This is a genomic window from Streptomyces sp. NBC_00996 (assembly GCF_045162675.1).
Classification (GTDB): Bacteria; Actinomycetota; Actinomycetes; order Streptomycetales; family Streptomycetaceae; genus Streptomyces.
Genome location: NZ_CP108723.1, coordinates 8,798,290 through 8,818,503 on the forward strand (window position 1 = coordinate 8,798,290; position 20,214 = coordinate 8,818,503).

Genomic DNA, 20,214 nt, shown 5'->3' on the forward strand with positions numbered 1-20,214 from the left:
CGGTCAGACGCTATCCGGTCTTCGGCACCCACCAGTATCCGCGTACCCCACGTGAAGGGGTTCTGCGGCGATAGGGCCGAAATGGCTGTCGCTCGTGCGCGATGGCAGTCCAACGGGCCCGGCACTACGGGGCGGCGGCCAACGACTGTTCGGCCCAGATGCATTTACCAGCGGGGGTGTAGCGGGCACCCCAGCGTTCGGCAAGCGCGGCAATCAACTGGAGTCCCCGGCCGCCCTCGTCGGTGTCGGCCGCACGGCGGATCTGGGGCATGGTGGGACTTCCGTCGCTGACCTCGCAGATGAGTGTCCGGCTGCGCAGCAGGCGCAGGGTGGCCGGACCGCCCGCGTGGCGCACCACATTGCCCACAAGCTCGCTGACCAGGAGTTCGGTGGTCATTTGCAGCTCCTCCAGGTCCCACCGGGAAAGCTGCGCGCGGACATACCCGCGGGCCTGGCCGGCGGCCTTGGGGTCCGCGGGCAGCGGCCAGCATGCGATGTCCTCGCAGGCAAACGGATGGACGCTGGCGATCAGCAGGGCAGCGTCGTCAATGGCTTGATGCTCGGGGGGCAGTACGGCGCCGATGAGTGAGTCGCACATTGCGTCGAGCTGTGCGGCCGACGGCCTGGCCTGCGCTGCGCGGACCGGGACGGTGCCGAGATGCCGGGCCATGAGAGCCATGCCCACGTCCACGTCGCGCTGCGGCGACTCGACCAAGCCGTCGGTGTAGAGCACCAGCAGACTGCCCGGGGGAAGTTCCAGCGATCCCGAGTCGAAGGGTGGGCTCGCCGCGCCGAGCGGCGGGTTGAGCGGGAGATCGGGGAAGTGGACGCCTCCGTCCGGGTGGACCACGGCAGGCGGTGGGTGCCCGGCTGTGAGTATGGAGCAGTTGCCGCTGGTGGGGTCGTACACGGCGTACAGGCAGGTGGCGTAGAAGTCGTCGCCGAGAGCGGAGACCAGGTCATTGAGGTGGAAGAACATCTCGTCCGCCGGCAGTTCGAGGTCGGCGAGCGTGTGCACCGCGGTGCGCAGCCGCCCCATGGTGACGGCTTCGGACAGGCCGTGGCCCATGACGTCCCCGACGACCAGGGCCACCCGGTCCCCGGACAGCGAAATGACGTCGTACCAGTCGCCGCCGACCTCTATTCCCCCGCCGGCGGGCAGATAGCGGGCGGCAGCGGTGACGGCGGGCAGGACCGGCAGGTCGTGGGGGAGCAGACCGCGCTGGAGCTCATGGGCTCGGCGGCGCTCGGCGTCATACAGTCGGCCCCGCTCCAGGGCCTGAGCCACCAGCCCGCTCAGCGCGGTGAAGAGAGTGCGCTCATCACTGCTGAAGGTGTGCGGCCGCGCGTAGGAGATGCAGAGGACACCGACCGTTCGCCCGGAGGTGACCAACGGCAGGTATGCCCAGGCCTCCCTGCCGCCTCGGGTAGGGAGTTCCGACAGACGGGGATAGCCGCGGATGTACTCCTGCGCCGAGGAGACACAGACCGGCACACCGTTTTGCAGGGCCTGGTAGGCCGGAAGGTTGCTCTGCACGGAGAATGTGCTGATCAGCTCCAGGAATTCCTCCGAGAATCCCACGGCGCTCAACAGGACGAAGTCCTTGCCTTCCCGGGCCCAAACGGTGACACCTGCTGCGTCGAACAGTGTCCGCACATGATCCGTGACGGCATCAATGACGTCCTGCCCGGTGACCGCCGCCGCGAGGGCGTGAGTAAGGTCTGCGATCCGAACCGTGCGCTCCACGGCGGCAGCCTGCTGCGCTTCCACCCGCCGACCGTTGGTGATATCGGTGAAATACACTCGGAGGCCGCCGGGCGCGGGGACCACTCGAAGGCGGAACCACCGCTGGTCGGCAGGCCATCGCGCCTCGAAGTCGACTGGTTGACCGCTGGTGCCGGCTCGACGGCAGGGGCCCTCCAGACCGAGCTTTGGGACGGCAGGAGCCGCCTCCCACAGCACGTGGCCCACGAGCCGGTCCGCGGAACCGAGGAGGCACTCTCCCTCGCTGTTGATGGAAGTGATTCGCCCCTGGCCGTCGATGTCCAGAACCGCGTCACTCACCTGAGTCAGGCCCTGGCCGACAGGGGCTGGTCCGCTACGGACATCGCTGATGACCTGCAAGGTGCCGGTCAGCCTGCACTTGTTCCGGTGTTGGTCGACGACTACTCGGCCACGGGCCTGCACCCATCGGACGGCCCGGTCGGGTCGGTGTATGCGGTACTGGACGCCGTATGCCTGGTCGGCGGCGCGGATCGCGTCCTCGGTGTACGCCAAGACCTGCGGCAGGTCGTCCGGGTCGACCAGACTCACCCAGGTGTCGATCCGCCCGTCGAAGATCTCCGGGGCGATACCGAGGATGCGCGCGGACCGTTCGTCCCAGACCACCGCCCCCGTGCGCAGGTCCCACTCCCATGTACCGATTCCGGCTTCATCGAGAGCCTCCTGCAGTTGGGTGCCGGACTGCCACTGCGGCCCAGGGGCTGAGAGCCGCCGGGGGTCGCGGAACCGCAGTCGTTCCGCGGTCCACCGGGCCACGGCATCGAGCAGCTGCTGAACCTCCGCCTGAAGGTCGCCCGCTGTGGTCGTCAGGACGGTGAGGGCGCCCAGGGGCCCATTGGGGCCGGGCAGCGGGACCGACACCAGTCCGATCCCGGTAGGAAGGTGCCGGAACCCGGGGGCAAACGGGCCGGTCCACACTACGGTGTCCTCACATACGGCACGGGCGGGTGACACGGCAGCCTCCAGTGCGACCTCCTGCCATGCCTCGAGCAGCGCAGCGCGCAGGCCAGTGTGCGCCGTCAGGTGCAGCACAGGGCTCCCCGGGACGCCCTGATGCACCAGCCCCCCCAGCCCATGGAGAGCGACCACAGCCTGGTCGAGGCCGAGCCGCAGGGATTCCGGGGCACTGAGGCCTTCGCCGACGGCTGCGAGGGTGCGAAGACGTTCCGTGACCGACGATGGCGTCTCCGAGACCCCGCCTGGTGCGGCGGCCGGTCGAGAATCTTCCCGGCGCGGGCCCATACCCTCACCTACCTCCGCCACGGACGGAATAGAACCAACATACAGGCTGAAAACGGGAGAGAATAAGCCGATTACGGACATGACGGTCGCGGTCGGTTTCCATCTTGCTGCTCTGAGTCACCTGCGGAGGCAGGTTGATCGCATACTAAGAATGCTCCGGGTCTGTCCTGCCATCGGGTGCGTTTCCGTGGAGGTGGTCACCGGCAGCGACGCGGTGGTGCGCCCTCGGGCCGTACGGAGCCACCGCCGGCTGCTGGCCACCACGCTGGGCCGGGTCGAGGCGACCCGGATCGCCTACCGCGCCCTGGTGCGGCCAACCTGCACCACGGCGCCGCCGCCCTGGCCCTGCCGCGGCAGTTCTACTCCTACCCGCTCCAGCGCGCGTCACCTTCGGGGGCGCCGAGACACTCCTGCGCCTGGCGGCTCGGCACCGGCAGTTGATGGAGATCGCGTGTCGGGTCGCCGCCCACATCCCCGCCTTCTACCAGCAGGACGCGCCAGCCCCCGCCCCGGCCGTCGGCAGCGAGGGGGGACCGGCTGCTGGTGCTCAGCTGTGCCGCGACCGGCGTGAACATGATCCCGTCCGATCCGCGTGAGCCGCTCCGCGCCGCACGGGCAGCTGACGACCCGCAGCCGCCCTCGGCTCAGCTGTCCAGTCGCGAGCGGCCCGCCCGAGTCGCGGACATCGTTGCCCCCAGGCGTTGCTGACCACTCGTCCAGGCGCACGGCAACGACGTCTCGTCGGACCGCTCCCCGGTGGTGCTCCACTCAGCGCCAGTCACGGCCCACAGCCTCGCCACGGTCGGGCGGTGTCAGGTGCGCCGCGCCAATACGTTCAGAAGCGGCGTCGGTTCCTCGCGGAAGTAGAAATGACCGCCTTCGAACCGGTGCACCCGCACGGTCCCGGTGCTGTGTTGCTCCCACTGCCCGAGCTGGTCGGCGGTGACGACGTCGGTGCCCCCGCCCACCACCTCCAGGGGCACCGGAAGCGGTTCGCCCGGCTGGTGCGAATAGCCGTCCAGCAAGGTGAAGTCGGTGCGGAACACGGGGAGCAGCACTGCCATCAGTTCGGTGTCCGCAGCCAGTTGTGGCGGAATGCCGCCGTAGCGCTCATGCAGGGCCGCGACCAGCTCCTCGTCAGGCCTGTCGGCCAGTCCCGTGACGGGGCGCGGTAGATGCGGCGCGGGAAACGCCGACACGATGAGACGCTCGGGCAACGGGCGGCCTCGGGCGGCGAGTTCTCGCGTGACCTCGTAGACGACCAGCGCGCCGAGGCTGTGCCCGAAGAGATCGTACGGCGGGACGAACTCCGTCTCTGCCAGCAACTCCCGTACCAGCGTGCCGAGGTCGGTCACCGGGCGCTCATGGGTCCGGCCGCCGCGTCCCGGCGGGCAGATCCCGTAGACCTGGGTGCCCGGCAGCTGCAGCCCCCAGCGCACGTATTCACCGGGAAGCCCACCCGAGTGGGGGAAGCAGTACAGGTGGCGTCGCGGAGGCTGGGCAGGTGGGCGGCCGGTCAGCCAGGGGCTGCGCCGAGCGGCGGCGCCGGGTGGTGGGGCGGAGGACAGGGGAGTGGTCACGGAGTGGGAACCTCCTCGGCGGAATCGGCCCTCGCCCCACGCTCGTCGAGCAGCGCGGCGAGGGCCGCCGGGGTCTGGGAGCGCAGGACGTCGGCGGCGTTGACGGTGACGTGGAACGAGGCGGCGGCCCAGGCCGCGAGCTTCGTGGCGGTCAGCGAGTCCCCGCCGAGGTCGAAGAGACCGTCGTGCGGGTCGATGTCGGGGTAGCCGAGGGCCTGGGTGAACGCGCCGAGCAGGGCGGACAGCACGGGCGGGCGGTCCGCTGCCGGCGCGCCCGGTGCCCCCGCGCCGGTGACCGCTCGCGGCACTGGTGCGGCGGGGGCGGGGAAGGGCATGCCCGAGGCCCGCGGTGTCGGTGCCGCGGCGGTGCCGGCCTCGGGCGGTGCCGGCACCAGGTGGTCGCGGCGCTCGAACGGATAGGTGGGCAGCGCCACCCGGCGCCGGGGCCGACGGCCCTGAAGCGCGGCGAAGTCCACTCGCGCGCCGCGTGCCCACAGCTCGCCCACACCGGCGAGGAGGGTCGCCGTCTCCGACGCCTCCTCCGCCGGATGCGGCGCGAGGTGCACGACGGCCTGCTTGCTGTCGTGGTTCGGATGCTGACGGGCCAGGGTGGCGAGGGTACGGCCGGGGCCCACCTCGACCAGCACCCGGTCCGGGGTGCCGAACAGGGTGTCCAGCGCCTCGCCGAAACGTACGGGCCGACGCAGGTGCCGTACCCAGTACTCCGCGGAGCGGACATCGTCGGCGTCTGCCCACGACCCGGTCGTGTCCGAGAGTACCGGTACGCCGGGCCGCTCCCGTGGCACAGCCCTGACCGCCCCGGCCAAGTGGCGGGCGATCGGCTCGACGAGCGACGAGTGTCCCGCCGCGGCGATCCGCAGCACCCGCGCCTCGACGCCGCGCCCGGTGAGTTCCTCCGCCCACCGGGCCACGGACGTGGCCGGACCGGTCACGGTGCACTGTCCCGGCCCGTTCACCGCACCGATCGTGATGTCACCCGGCAGCATCGGCACCACGTCCTCTTCGGGCAGGCGCACGGCGGCCATCGCCCCGGCGGGAACGGTGCCGAGGAGCAGGCCCCGTTCGGCCACCAGGCGTGCCGCGTCGACCGGTGAGAACACCCCGGCCGCGCAGGCCGCGGCGTACGCGCCGAGACTGTGTCCGGCGACGGCGCTCGGCCGCAGACCCCACGACGACAGCAGACCGGCGGTGGCGTACTGCACTGCGAACACCGCGGGCTGACCGACGGCGATGGTCGCCAACTGCTCTGCCGCGGCCCGCCGTTCCGCCTCCGTAGCGGGATACAGCACCTCCCGCAGGTCCCGGCCGAGAGGGCCCGCCACCGCCTCGGCCACCTCGTCCATGTGCCGCCGGAACTCGCTCTCGCCGTCGTACAACTCGGCGGTCATGCCGACGTGCTGGCCGCCCTGGCCGGGGAAAAGGAAGACCAACTCGGCGTCGGACAGGGCGCCGCGCCCGGTGGCCCGGGGCGCGCCGCGGAGCACGGACACCGCCGCCGACGTACCCTCGGCGACCACGAACCTACGGTGCGTGTGGTGTGTGCGGCCGGCCTGGAGGGTCCAGGCTGCGTCGGCCGGATGCGTCTCGGGATGCGCGGCCAAGTGGTCGGCAAGCCAGCCCGCTGCGGCGTCGGCCGCCTCCGGAGTACGGCCGGAGACGACCAGCAGTTGCCGCCGGCCGACCGGCTCGGACGGCACGGCCGGCGGCGCCTGTTCCAGCACCACGTGCGCGTTGGTCCCGCCGACGCCGAGCGCGTTGACGCCGGCGATTCGCGGGCCCTCCGTCGGCCAAGCGCGAGCGTGGCCGCTCACTTCGAAGACAGCGGAGGAGAAGTCGATGGCGGGGTTCGGCTTGCGGTAGTGCAGCGTGGCCGGCACGACGCCGTGCTCCACGGTGAGGACCGCCTTGATGAAGCCGGTCACGCCGGCCGCCGAGTCGGTGTGTCCGATGTTCGACTTCACCGAGCCGAGCACGCAGGGTCCGGTGCGGCCGGCGCCGGACCCGAAGGCCTGCGACAGCGCGGCCACTTCGATGGGATCGCCGAGCGCGGTGCCGGTGCCGTGCGCCTCCACGTAGCCGACCTGGTCCGGGTCGACTCCGGCGGCCTCGTGCGCGAGACGGATCACCTCGGCCTGCCCCGCCACGCTCGGCGCGGTGAAGCCCGCCTTGTGCCGCCCGTCGTTGTTCACCGCTGAACCGCGGATGACCGCGTGCACGTGGTCACCGTCGGCCAGAGCGTCCGACAGTGGCCGTAGCACGACGACGCCCACCGCGCTCGCGGCGACCGTACCGTCGCTGTCGGCGTCGAACACGCGGCAGTGCCCGTCGGCCGCGACGATGCCCCCGGGGGTGTAGCGCAGGCGGGGCAGGTGCGGGACGACGCTCGCACCCCCGGCGAGCGCGAGATCGCACTCGCCGTTCAGTAGCGCCTGCGCCGCGAGGTGCACCGCCACCAGGGAGGTCGAGCACGCCGTCTGCACCGTCAGGGCCGGCCCGGTCAGGTCCAGGTGGTAGGCGATGCGGGTGCTGACGAAGTCGGGGGCGGTGGCCTGCCGCAGCCGCCACTCGTCGAGGAAGGGCAGTTCGTCGATGCTGGCTCGCACGGCCTCGGCGTACCCGTTGTTCCCGGCCCCGACGAAGACACCGGTAACCGGGCGGTCCTCGCCGCCGTGCCCCGCCCGCTCCAGCGCCTCGTGAGCGCACTCCAGCAGCAGCCGCTGTTGCGGGTCGGTGATGAGCGCGTCATGGGCCGACAGGCCGAAGTAGGCCGCGTCGAACGCGCCGGGCCGCTCCAGCACCCCGTAGGCCGGGACGTAGTCGGGGTGCGCGGGGTCGGCGCGGTCGGGCAGCACGGAGATCGTCTCCCGGCCGGCGCAAAGGTTTTCCCAGAAACGCTCCACGTCCGGGGCGCCGGGGAACCGGCCGGCCATGCCCACCACCGCGACGAGGTGTTCTGGAGCTTCCTGCTGGTCGTACGTCATCGGGAATCCTTGGCGGGGTTCGTGAGGGAGGACGCGGCGGGCGCCGGGGAGGCGGTGCCCAGGGCACCGAGGACGAACAGGGCGGCGGCCGCGAGCTGCAGGGCGGCCAGCCCCCAGAAGGCGGGGGCCAGTCCCGCCTTCTGGGCGACCGTGCCGGACAGCGCCCAGCCCGCCGTCCCGCCGATCAGGGCCAGCGCGGTGGCGACGGTGAGCGCCTCGGACCGCTGGGCCTTGGGGATGCGTAGCACCCGGACGGTGGTGACCGGTGCGGAGGAGACACCGTTCAGGAAGCCGACGCACACCAGCAGGATGAACAGGCCCGTCAGACCGAGCGGCAGAGGCAGCGCCAGGAAGCCCACGCCCAGTGCCACCCGGCCGGTGAGGCCGAGGGCGCGGGCGGGGAACCGACGCAGCAGTCGTCCGGCCAGCAGAGTGCCCGTCAGCGCGCCGCCGCCGAAGGCGGTCAGCAGACCGCCCGCGACCACGGAGGAACCGCCCTCCCGTGCGACCGCGATCACCGGCAGCAGGGCGAACAGCGCCTGCCAGGCCATCTCCCCGAGCGCCAGTGCCACCGACCAGGTGCCGAGCAGCCGGTCCCGCATCAGCAGCCGAAATCCGGCCGCGGGGGAGCGGCGCCCCGGCCCGGCGGCGGCGCGTGGCGTGTGCGGCAGGCACAGTCGGAGCAGTACGGCCGAGCACGCGAAGGAGACCGCGTCCACGAGCAGGACGGGGGGCGCGCCGAGCAGCGATATGAGCACACCGCCGAGCACCGGGCCCAGCAGCACGCTGAGCCGGGTAGCGCTCTGCAGGGCGGCGTTGGCCCGGCCCAGCAGTTGCTCGTCCTCACCGACGACGCCCGGAAGGATTGCCTGCTGGCTCGCGGTGTACGGCGCATAGAAGGCGCCGATCGCGAACATCACCACCACGAACGTGGCCGTGTTCAGGCAGTCGAGGACGTACAACGTCGGCAGCAGCGCGACGAGCGGGGCGCGGACGGTGTCCCCCACCAGCATGACGGCGCGCGGTCCGAGCCGCCCGGTCCAGGAGGCGCCGAAGAAGCCGAACACCGCGATGGCCGCGAGTTGGGACGCCATCACCAGCCCCATGTCCCCGGCGGAGCCCGTCAGCTGTAACACCAGCCAGGGCATCGCGACGGCGCTGAGCTGGGTGCCGAGCATCGAGATCGTCTCGCCGGCCAGAAGCACGCGCAGCGTGCGGTGATGCCGGATGCCGAGGGTGGGCCCGGCCGGGGTGACCGGCGTGGTTTCGTTCGCCATGGTCACGCGCCTCCTGCCGCACCGAAACCGCGCCGGGCCTGCCGGCCCGAGCGCTGTGGACGTCTGGGTCCTGCCGTGCCGGCCGGATCGCCGGGCCGTTGCGCGGCGTCGAGCGCCCGCGCCAGGGCGGCGACGGTCGGATACTCGAAGAGGGCGGTGATAGGCAGCGCCCTGCCGAACGCCGCGACAACCCTGCTGTGCAGCTTGGCCAGCGCCAGGGAGTTACCCCCGAGGTCGAAAAAGTTGTCGTGGACCGAGACGGCGGGCAGCCCCAAGACCTCCGACCAGAGCGCGGCCACGCGCCGCTCTGTGTCGTTGCCCGGTGCGACGTGACCTGCGGGCCCCACGAGGTCGGTGCGTTCGGGCCGCGGCAGTGCGGCGTGATCGACCTTGCCGCTGCTGGTCAGTGGCAGAGCGGGCAGCACCACGACGGCATCCGGCACCATGAAGGCGGGTAGCTCCGCCCGCGCCCGGCGCAGCAATTCGGCGCTTTCGGGGGCTTGCGTGCCCTGTGGTGTGACGTAGGCCACGAGGGCGGGGGTGCGCTGTGGGTCGCCGGTCACGGCAGCCTGGGAGACTCCGGGCTGGCGCAGCAGAAAGTGCTCGATCTCACCGGGTTCGATGCGGTAGCCGCGGAGTTTGAGCTGCCGGTCGGCCCGGCCCAGGTACTCCACCGTGCCGTCGGCCAGCCGGCGGGCGAGGTCACCGGTGCGGTAGACGCGCAGCGGCAGGCCGTCCAACTGGATGATGCGGAACCGCTCCGCCGTCAACTCGGGCCGCCGCAGGTACTTCGCCGCGAGGCTGTCCCCGGCGAGATGGATCTCGCCCGTGCTGCCGAGCGGGCATCGCCGTCCGGCCGGGTCGAGGACGAGCATCCGCACACCCGCGATGGGTCGGCCGATGCAGTTCAGCGGCGCGGTGTCGGCGGCGTCGACGATGTGCTCCGACGCGGCCACCGTGTTCTCGGTCGGCCCGTAGGAGTTGAGCAGCCGGTAGGGCAGTCCGGCCGGCGGACGCTGGGAGAGCGCCGCGCCGCCGATGCCCAGCCAGCGCAGGCCGCGTGGGGACGCGGTGCCGGTGCTCCACATGGCCTCGGCCAGCGCGGTGGCGCAGAACGCCACGGTCGCGCCCGTGCGGTCCAGCCACTCGCCGAGAGTGGAGGCCACCACCGGCTCCTCGTGCGGTACCAGGCAGGCGCCGTGGGTCAGAGCCTGCCACACCTCCATCTGCGAGGAGTCGAAGCTGACGCTCAGCAGGTGCGTGCAGCGGTCCTCGGGGACGATGCCCTGTGTGTTTCCCACCGAGCGCACCAGGTTGGCCAGGCCGCCGTGACGGACGACGACACCCTTGGGCGTCCCCGTGGTACCGGAGGTGTAGATGACGTATGCCGTGGCGTCGGAGGACCAGTCGGGCAGGCCCTCGGCGCCCAGGACGTCGTTGCCGCCCATGGCCGGTACGGCGTCCGCGACATCGAGGACGGTGGCCCGTCCGGCCGCCGCCGGTGCGACTGGGCCGCGCGTCAGGAGCACGTCGGCCCGGACGTCGTCGAGGACGAACTCCTGCCGGGTGGTGGGCCAGGACGGGTCGAGGGGGCAGAACGCCGCCCCGGCGAACCAGGCGGCCAGCATGCCGACGACGAAGTCCTCGCCACGCTCGAGGAGCAGGGCGACCGTGGGCTCGTCGGCCGGTAGGTGCGGGCGGACCGTCCGGGCCAGTGAGCGGGCTCGGGCGACCAGCCCGCGGTAGTCGAGGGTGCCCCGGCTGCTGTCGATCGCCGTGGCATCGGGCCGGGTGCGTGCCTGCTCCAGCAGCAGCTGCGGCACCGTCGTCGCCGGGCCCGGCCGCGGCCCCTGTTCCCACTCCCGTATCCGGTCGAACTCTTCGCACGGGGCGAGTTCCAGACCGGTGACGGGAGCGTCCAGATCCCCGGGCAGCCCTGCCAGCAGCGTGGCCAGCGTGCCGGCCAGTTGCTCCGCGTCCTCGCGGCGTATGCGGCCGCCGTCGTAGGCGATACGGCCGCGCAGTTCATCTCGGTCGAGGACGAGCGCGACCGTCAGCCCCAGCTTTCCGGTGTACGCCGCGCCAGCGCCGTCGAGTTCGACGGCGCGCAGGTCGCGTCCGCCGAGCGTCGGCGGACGCACTGCGACCGTACTGAAGGCCAGCGAGACGTCGCAGAACGGAGTGCGGCCCGGCCTGCGGGGCGGGTTGATCTGGTCGACGACGTCCTCGAAGGGCGCCTCGCAGTGGGCGAAGGCGTCCAGTGCCGTGTCCCGCATCGCCTCGAGCGTCTCGCGCACGGTGGCGTCCGGCCGGAGCCGGGAGCGGAGCGCGACAGTGTTCAGGCACGGCCCGAACACGTCCGTGAGGCCGTCCCGGCCGCGGTTCGTCATCGGGGTGGCGATGACCACGTCGTCCGCACGGGTGCGGTGGTGCAGCAGCAGGGCCAGCGCAGTTGCAGCCGTCATGAACGGCGAGAAGCCGTGCCGCTCGTGGAGGGTGCGCAGCCGCTCGCCCACGCCCGCTGCCACGGGTATCTCCACCACTCCGTGCGGTTCCGGGTCCTCCGGTTCCGGGAGGTCGACGTACGCGGGCGCCCCGCTCAGCCGTGCCCGCCAGTGTGCGAGGGCCGCCTCGTGACGTGCGCGGGCGCGAGCCGACTCCTGGGCCCGGACGAAGTCCCGGTACTGGGCCGGACGGTCGGCGGCCGTCAGGTCGACGAGGAACGCTGTCACGCCATCCGCCAGGCGTGCCGCGTCCTCGGCGGACACCCGGTCGCCCCGGTGGGAGAGCACGGCGTCCAGTTCGCCGTCTTGCTCGACCACGGTCAGGGTGATGCCGAATTTGGCCTCGTGGGACCACAGCGACTCGGCGAACACCGGGCGCAGCCCGGCGTCGCCCAGCTCGGCGCGCCGGTCGCCGCGCAGGTTCATGTTCAGCGCCACGTCGCCGAATGGAGGCAGGCCTGCGGTCCGGTCCGGGCGCAGCCGAGCCAGCACCTCGTCGAAGGGCGTCCGAGCGTGTTCGATGGCGTCCAGCAACTCCGTGCGCATCGCGCGCAGTACCTCCTCGGCGGGGGCGTCTCCGGCCGCCGAGGAACGCAGGACGACGTGGTTGAGGCAGGGGCCCAGCAGATCGGCGCTGTCCCGGTCACGGATGCTCGCCGGAACACCGAACGTCACCCGGGGCAGGCCGCTCCAACGGTGCAGCCCCGAGGCCAGCGCCGCCGCCATGATCATGAACCAGCTCGCGCCGTACTCGTCCATGACCGGTCGCAGTGAGCCCAGCAGCCCCGCGGGCAGCGACAGCCGCACCACCCCGTTCGCTGCCGGCCGGGCCGGTTCCGGCAGGTCGAGCCTGGACGGCCAGCCGGCCAGCCGCTCGCCCCAGAAGTCCAGGTCGGTGGCGCGGTGAGCGTTGCCCGCGCGTTCCACCGCTGCGCTGTGCTCCCGATACTGGAGAGCGGGCGGTGCCGAGGGCACCCCGGCGAGGACGTCGCGATGACAGCGTTCGAGCTCGCGCAGCAGGACGGGCACGGACTCGCCGTCCACGACGAGGTGGTGCAGGCAGAGCATGAAGGCCTGCCCGCGCGAGCCGCCGTCCGCGACGGCCGCGCGCAGCAGCCGTCCCGAAGCCAGGTCGAAGGGCTGGCCGGCGGCGGCGTCGAGCCATCGCACCGCCGCGTCCGCGGGCCTCTCGTCGGCGGTCGGGACACATACCTCGACGCGCGGTCGCCAGGGCGCCTGGACGATCTGCCGCACAGTGCCTCCCCGCGCGGCGAACGCGGTGCGCAGGATCTCGTGACCGGCGACCAGGCGAGCCAGGGCCTCCTCCAGGGTGGCCGTGTCCAGAAAGCCGTCGACACTCCAGCCGAGGAAGACGTTCGCCACCGACCCCTGACCGGTCTGCTCCGCCAGCCAGATGCGCCGCTGAAAGGCGCTCGCAGGGGACATCTCACCGGTGGGAGCAGGCGACGGGCTGTCGGAGACGCCGGAGCTCACCGAGGGGGTGGCACTGTTGTGTCCCACGGAGGACACGGGCGGGGCGGACGGCGCGGTGACGGCGAGCGACGGCCGCCCCGTGACCCGGTCCACCACGTCGGCCAGATCACCGAGTCGAGGCGTCTCGAACAGCGTCTTGATGGGCAGATCGGCGCCGAACCGGTCGGCTATCTCCCCGATGAGTCGCACCGCCAGCATGGAGTGGCCCCCCAGCGTGAAGAAGGAGTCGTCCTCGCTCACCGACGCGACAGCGAGCAGGTCGCGCCACATGCCCGCCAGTACGGCGGCGGTACCCGCACGAGGTTCACGCCGGGCAGGAGCGGTCGGCGCCGCGGTTTGCGTCCGCAGCGACGCCACGTCGACCTTGCCGTTGACTGTCAGCGGGATGTGCGCCACGACGTGGAACAGCGAGGGCAGCATGTACGAGGGCAGCCGGCGTGCCATGTGACCGCGCAACTCACCGGCGCTCAGGCCCCGTTCGCTCTGCACAACGGCGATCAGCCGGTCGTCCTCCGCGAACACGATGGCGTCGGAGACGTCGGGGTGCTCACACAGGCACGTCTGTACCTCACCCGGTTCGATGCGGTAACCCCGCAGCTGCACCTGGGAGTCGGCCCGTCCGACGAACCGCAGGCTGCCGTCCGGCAGGTGGGCGGCGAGGTCGCCGCTGCGGAACAGGGTGCCGTCGCCGAACGGGGAGGGCACGAAGCGTTCGGAGGTCAGTTCCGGCCGGTGCAGGTAGCCGCCCGCCACGCCGTCGCCGCCGACGTAGATCTCGCCCACGGCGCCGACGGGCAGCAGTCGGCGGCCGGTGTGCCGGTCCAGAAGGTACAGCCGCGTGGTCGGGATCGGTGTGCCCACGACGCTGCTGTCGGTCTTCATGTCGCCCCGGGTGACGGTGCGGACGCTGGCGTGCACGGTGGTCTCCGTGATGCCGTACATGTTGACCAGCCGCACGTGCGGGAACCGCTCGGACCACTCGGTCAGCATCGCCGGCCGCAACGCCTCGCCGCCGAAGATCACATAGCGCAGTGCGGCGAGCCCGTCCGGAGCCGAGGGCCGCAGGCCCAGCAGCCGGCGGAACGCGCTGGGCGTCTGATTCAGCACCGTGACACGTTCACGCTGGAGCAGGCCGAAGAACAGCCCGGGGTCCCGGGCCTCGTCCTCCGAGACGAGCACGACCCGACCGCCGTGCACCAGGCCGCCGAACAGCTCCCATACGGAGAAGTCGAAGGCGTAGGAGTGGAACATCGTCCACACGTCCTGCGGTCCGAAGGCGAACGGAAGACGGTCGTTGTCGAGCAGCCGGGCCAGGTTGCGGTGGGTGAGCACGACCCCCTTCGGCCGGCCGGTGGTTCCCGAGGTGTAGATGCAGTAGGCGGGCGAATCCAGGGGAACCGACGGCAGCGGCGTCTCGAGGCTCCGCTGTGCCGGGCCGAGCAGCCCTTCCAGGGCGAGCACCTGCCCCTCGAACTCGTGTCCGCCCGCCGCCGTGGGCGACGGCGCGAGCGCCAGCCGCACGCCGGAGTCGGACAGGATGAAGCCACGGCGCTCGTCGGGGGCAGCGGGGTCGATGGGGAGATAGGCCGCACCGGCCAGCAGGGTGCCCAGAATCGCGCGCACCTGGTCCGCGCCGCGCGGGATCAGCAGGGCCACCAGCTCCCCCTGTCGCACACCCGCGTCGAGCAGACCGCGCGCGATCGCCTCCGCGTCGGCGAGCAGCTCACCGTAGCCCACACGGTCCGTGCCGTCGATGAGCGCCACGTCAGCGGGCCGGGCATGTGCCCGCCGCCGGATCAGCTCGTGCGCGGGTGTCTCCTCGTAGGTGGCCTCGGTGGCGTTCCACACCCGCACCTGCAGGTCGCGCTCGGGCTCCGAGAGGGGGTCGACCTCGGCCACCCCGGATTCGGGCCGCTCCGTCAGCAGGCGCAGTGCTGTCACATAGTGCCCGGCCATCGCAGTCATCTGGTCGTGGTCGAAGTACCGGCCGTTGTAGACGAGGTGGCCGCGGTGGCCGTCGTCGTCCGGCTGCAGGCACAGGTGCAGGTCGTACTTGCCCCGGCCACCGGCGGTGTCCACCGGGCGCGCCGAGCCGCCGCCCGGTCCGGGCAGCGGCGCCGCGGCGGGGAGGTAGCTGTACAGGACGTCGAACAGGGCCGTACGGCTCATGTCCTTCGACGGGTCGACCAGCCGCACCAGTTCGTCGAACGGGGCGCGGTCATGGGCGCGGGCGTGCGCCGTCTCGGCGGCGGTGGCCTCGACGAGTTCGGTGAAGGTGAGGCCCGCGGCCGGGCGCAGTCGGACGGGCAACAGGTTGCTCAGCGGTCCGACGACCTGCAGGTCTCGCTCCGTCCGGCCGGGGTGGGACAGGCCGAGGACCATGTCCTCCTGGCCGGAGTACCACTGCAGCAGGACCGCGAAGGCCGCAAGGGCGACGTCCGAGACCGGGACGTCGAACCGGTCGGCAACCCAGGCCGGCACGACGTCGGCGGGCACGGTGAACGCTACCGACCGCTCTTCGTAGACGTGCACGGCATCGCGGGAACGGCGTTCGGGGAGCCGCAGCGGGTCGGCGGGTGGCTGCAGGACCGCGGCCCGGGCGGCGAGATGGGTCTGCCGGGTGTCGTCGTCGGTGGCGTCGAGCCAGACCTGGTAGCTGGTCGGCGCGAGTGCCTGCGCCGCTGGATCGGCGACGATCTGCCTCGCCACAATCTCCAGGGACGCCCGGTCGACGACGGCCTGGTGGCCGCTCAGGGCGATCCAGCCGCCGGGGGAGCCCGCCTCGGGCTGCACGGCCATTCGCAGCAGCGGGCCCGCGGACAGGTCGAACGGAGTACGGGCCCAGGCGGTCAGAGCGCTGGGGACCTCGGAGTCGTCCTGAGCCCCCGGCGTGGCGGGCAGCCACTCCGGTACGACGGTCACGTCGGGTCGCACCCGCTGTACGACATGGCCGTCCAGCTCCACGAGTTCGGTGCCCAACGCCTTATGCGCGCCGACGACGGCGTCGGCGCGCCGTGCCAGACCGGCCCGCTGCGGCAGCACGTCCAGCCGCAGGAAGAGCGGGAGGTTGTGGTAGGTGGGCCCGGCCGGGTAGAGGTGGCCGTTCTCGAACCGGTCGACGAACCACATCCGTTCCTGGTGCGGGGACGCCGGATGCACGGCGTCCCCGCCACCCGTGCCGTCCTCGACGCCCGACGCCTGTCGGGGGACAGCCGTGGCGGCCGGTGTCTGATGCGTGTAGTGGGCGTCGAGCTCCTTGAGCAGGATGCCCTCGCATTCGCCGTCCCACAGCAGGTGGTGCAGGCACACGAAGAGCACTTGGCCTGCCGGCCCGAGTTCGACGAGCGCAGCGGTCAGCAGGCGTCCCGAGGACAGGTCGAACGGCTCGTGGGCCGCAGTGCGCATCCACTCCTGCAGGGCGTTCGCCGGGTCGGGACGGTCACCGAGATCCACCCGTTCGACCGAGGGGACCCAGGGCGCGCATACGGTCTGCATGAGCTCCCCGTCGACCTCGTCGAAGGAGGTGCGCAGGATCTCGTGCCGCGCGATGGTCGCGGCCAGGGCGCGGGCGACGCCGACCCCGTCCAGCGGCCGCTCCACGCGCCAGGCGAGCGGCACGTTGTAGGCCGCCGGGTCGCCGCCGACACGCTGGGCGAGCCAGATCCGGCGCTGGAAGCTCGACGCGGGGAAGGTGTCGCCGGCGGTGGGCATGCCGACTGCGACGGGAGTGTCCTCACCCAGGGTCGGCAGGATGGGGACGGCCGGTTGGGGGAGGGCGGACGGCAGCACGGACGGACGCTCCTCGGCGCCCCCTCCGTCGGCGCTGCCCCCGGTGGGAGCGGCCGGCAGGGCCTGGGTGGTGAAGTCCGCCAGCCTCGGGTGGTCGAAGAGCAGGCGAATGGTCGCGGCGGAGCCGTTGAACCGGTCGTTCACCGAGACGACGAGCAGTTCGGCGAGCAGGGAGTGGCCGCCCAGTTCGAAGAAGGAGTCATCCGCTTGGACGGGCCCGGTGCCCAGCACGGACTGCCAGACCTCGGCCATCTCCGCCAGGCGCTCGTCGTGCCCGGCGGCGACCACCGCCGCCGGGCGGGCGCCGTCGCTCTCCCGCGGGGTGTCGTCCACCTCCGCCGCCGAGGTGGCGACAACGTTGGCGAGCCCGGCGTGCGGGTCGTCGGCGATGGCGCGCAGCACCGCCAGGTAGTCGTCGGCCATAGCCCGCACCACCGAGGCGCCCAGCGAGCCGGCCGGGTCCTTCCACAGCAGGTGCGTGCCGCAGCTGTCCTCGCGGACCATGAGCGCGAGGCGGAAGCCCGCAGTGCTCTCCATGTCGAGAAGATTCAGCCGTGCTTCGCCGCTGTCGTGGCGCAGGCGTACGTCGTGGACATCGACGCCGTCGCGCAGACCGGCGTGCCAGTACTGGAACACCGTCTGGTGGGTGCGCCGCTGGGCGTCGGGCCCGGTCAGTCCGGCGGACCGCATGACGGCCGGCAGCGGCAGGTCGCCGTGCGCGAGGCTTTCCTTGACCCGGGCGCGCACCCGGCCGAGCAGATCGGCGTAGGAGTCGTCGTCCCGGACGGGGACGCGGACCGGCAGCGCGTTGACGAAGTACCCGACCTGTCCCGCCAGTTCGGGCAGACAGCGCCCGTGGTACGGCAGGAACGACAGCACCTCCGAGGCACCGCTGTGCCGCCTGAGCAGTGCGAAGTAGGCGCCCATCAGCACGGTGGCGTACGACATGCCCGCCTCGCCGGCCCGTGAGCGAAGGGCGGCGGCCAGGTCCGCCGGGAGCTTCTCGCTGATCACGGTGTAGCGCGATTCGTGCGGGCCGGACGGCAGCGAGAAGTCGCCGGCACCGCCGGCGAGTGCGGCTTTCCAGTAGCGGCGGTGCTCTTCCCCGGCCGGGCCGTCGGCCAGCTCGCGCGAGTGCGCGGCGAACGCCGCGACTGCGGGGGCGTGGTCCTCGCGTGGCAGCTCGTCGCCCTGGTAAGCGCTGCGAAGGGCGTCCAGGAGCAACAGGATCGAGGTGCCGTCGTACACCAGGTGGTGCACTGCAAGCAGCAGGACTGTGTAGTCGGGCCCGTCGATGAGGTCGACGCGCGCCAGCGGGCCGGTGCGCAGGTCGAACGGCTTCTGCCAGGTCTCGCGGATCGCTGCGTTCTGATCCAGCTCGGTGCGCAGGTGCCGGACCGGGATCCCGGGCGTATCCGACCAGTCGAGAACGGTCCCCTGCTCAGTGGTGCGCACCCGCACCCGCGCCCGCAGTTGCGGGAATGCCTCGCCGATCTCGGCGACGGCCCGGCTCAGCCGCCCGAAGTCCAGGGTGCCGCGCACGCGGAAAGGGGTGGGAATGATGTGGCTCCACTGGTCGGGATCCAGCTTCCAGGCGACCCACATCGCCTCTTGGCCGACGGACAGCGGAACGCACTGCGTAGGGGTGTTCATACGGTGCTCTCTTCGGGGCGGTCGGTGTGTGACGAGCGAGGCGTGCCGTCACCGGTCAGGAAGGCGAACCCGGCGCCGGACATCCAGGCGGTGGTGACCGCGGTGACATCCGGGGCGGGGCGGGACTGGAGGCGGCTGCGCAACGCGTCGATCCGCAGCCGGGCGGCGGTGCAAAAGACGTCGGCGAGGGGCTCGGCGTTGTCGTCCCCGGAAGCCGACAGGGTCGAGGCACGGGCCAGCGTGAGCGACATCCCGAGCAGCTCTCTGGCGATGGCCGCTAGGAGGATCAACGTACGTTCCTGAGCGACGAGTTCTTCCCGGTCGGGGTGGCGCCGGGCCAGCTCGAGACAGGTGCGTCCGAAGTCGCGTGTCCCGGCGGCCGCCGCGCGTAGGTGTGCCAGATTGCGCGGGGTCAGGACGGTGCCCGTGGTGTCGAGGGGCACCTCGTCCTCCCGCAGGAGTTCGTTGGCGTGATCCGGCTCCGGGTAGTAGTACGACAGGATGGACAGCCGTCCGATCCAGTTGTCGATCTGGAAGTCGACCCCACCGGAGATCCGCAGGTTGCGCAGGTCGCGCAGGAATCGTTCCACGGGGACGGGCGGTGCGCCGCGCAGCCGCTTGCTCGGCGCTGTCTCGTACCCCTCGGCCGCCAGCAGCGACATGGCACGTTCGGCGATGTCCCAGGCCAGCAACGAGGAGGCGTTCTTGACGGCGTTCTGCTCGAACCGCAGGTTCAGGTTCCTGCCCTGGTCCTCGGGGAGCAGGCACCACTGGGCCATGGTCTCGATCGCGAACGTCTCCGCCAGGCTGTCGGCCAGCCGGCGTCGTACCTCGCCGTACTCCGCGAGCGGCCGCCCGTCGATGGCGCGCCGGGCCGCGAAGTCGCGCATCCACCCGAGGGACAACCGGGCGACGGCCAGCGCGGGCGCCGCGATCAGATGCATCCGGCCCCGGCCGACCAGCCGGGCCGTCGCGGGCGTCGTCCGCACGACGTGCCCGGCGTCACGCTCGACCAGCATGTGTCCACCACTGACCCGCACGTCGCGGAACTCCAGCCAGCCGTTGGGGAATCCCTTGATACCCATGTACGTGTGCCAGTCCCCGCTGGTCACTCCGGGGCTGTCCGTGCGCACGAAGAACATCCGCACCCGCTCGGCGCCGTCCTCGTGCACGGTGGCCGAGACGCTCACCACCTCGGCGACGGGTGCGTGTCCGACGAAAACCTTGCGTCCGTTCAGCAGGTAGTCGTCCGTGCCCTCGATACGGGACGCGGTGGTGAACCGGCGCTGATTGGCCGCGCCTTGGGGTTCGCTGTCCGCGCTGGCGGACCGGGCACCGCGGCGTACGACGTCACCGAGCAGCTCACGCAGCGGCCCGTCCGGGACGACGGACAGGAACGCCCCGGCACCGAGTGCGTTCTCGATGGCGAGGGAGAGCGCCACGGGCGTGCAGTGCGCCGCGGCCGCCGACACCATGCGGAAGGTGTTGTAGTGCGAGAGCGCATGGCCGCCCAGGGACGGGTCCGTCTGGAGCGCGAACCACCCGCGAGCGCCCAGCTCGTCGAGCAGGCCTTCGGGCAGTGTGGCGCGCGCGTCGACGTCGTCGGGATCCACGCGCTCGTGCAGCAGAGTGGTCAGCTCCTCGGTCATGCGGTCGCCGGTCCGCGCGTCGGACGGGTCTTGCAGGGGGAAGTCGCGGATCAGGTCCCAGCGGAAACGTCCCTGGTACAGCTCTTCGAGGAAGCTGGCCCGATCCGGGTCGCTGGTCGCGTTCCGTGTTGTCCTTGCCAAGGAAGGTCCTCACATCGAGGTCGGGGCCCCTGGCCGGGGCATGCCGAGTCGCCCCCGGTGATGAGCGGGGAGGATGAGCAGGGCGGTGTGGGGCAGTGGA

The 20,214-nt window shown here is 72.0% G+C and carries 7 protein-coding genes and 1 riboswitch; all 7 genes read right to left on the bottom strand.

Translation table 11 applies throughout. The features are described 5' to 3' along the window. Positions 1–124 precede the first annotated feature (124 nt). The gene (locus OG390_RS40915) at positions 125–2,644 is read right to left on the bottom strand and encodes a SpoIIE family protein phosphatase (protein WP_406175037.1); all 2,520 of its coding nucleotides are present in this window, start codon (positions 2,642–2,644) and stop codon (positions 125–127) included. Between the two features lie 746 nt (positions 2,645–3,390). Next, positions 3,391–3,600, bottom strand: a complete 210-nt coding sequence (locus OG390_RS40920; RefSeq protein WP_406175039.1) for a hypothetical protein — start codon at positions 3,598–3,600, stop codon at positions 3,391–3,393. 132 nt (positions 3,601–3,732) lie between these two features. Beyond that, a riboswitch (ZMP/ZTP riboswitch) is annotated at positions 3,733–3,817 on the bottom strand. Between the two features lie 20 nt (positions 3,818–3,837). Next, positions 3,838–4,605: a thioesterase II family protein gene (locus OG390_RS40925; RefSeq protein ID WP_406175040.1), complete on the bottom strand. Its 768-nt coding sequence runs from the start codon at positions 4,603–4,605 to the stop codon at positions 3,838–3,840. After that, complete coding sequence (locus OG390_RS40930) at positions 4,602–7,607, bottom strand: type I polyketide synthase (protein WP_406175042.1); 3,006 nt, start codon at positions 7,605–7,607, stop codon at positions 4,602–4,604. Before OG390_RS40930 ends, OG390_RS40925 begins: the two co-directional genes overlap by 4 nt. Then, positions 7,604–8,884, bottom strand: a complete 1,281-nt coding sequence (locus tag OG390_RS40935) for an MFS transporter (RefSeq protein WP_406175044.1) — start codon at positions 8,882–8,884, stop codon at positions 7,604–7,606. The genes OG390_RS40930 and OG390_RS40935 overlap by 4 nt, the downstream gene beginning before the upstream one ends. Before the next feature lie 2 nt (positions 8,885–8,886). Beyond that, positions 8,887–18,324: an amino acid adenylation domain-containing protein gene (locus OG390_RS40940; protein WP_406175045.1), complete on the bottom strand. Its 9,438-nt coding sequence runs from the start codon at positions 18,322–18,324 to the stop codon at positions 8,887–8,889. Beyond that, the gene (locus OG390_RS40945; protein WP_406175046.1) at positions 18,321–20,114 is read right to left on the bottom strand and encodes an acyl-CoA dehydrogenase family protein; all 1,794 of its coding nucleotides are present in this window, start codon (positions 20,112–20,114) and stop codon (positions 18,321–18,323) included. Before OG390_RS40945 ends, OG390_RS40940 begins: the two co-directional genes overlap by 4 nt. Positions 20,115–20,214 lie beyond the last annotated feature (100 nt).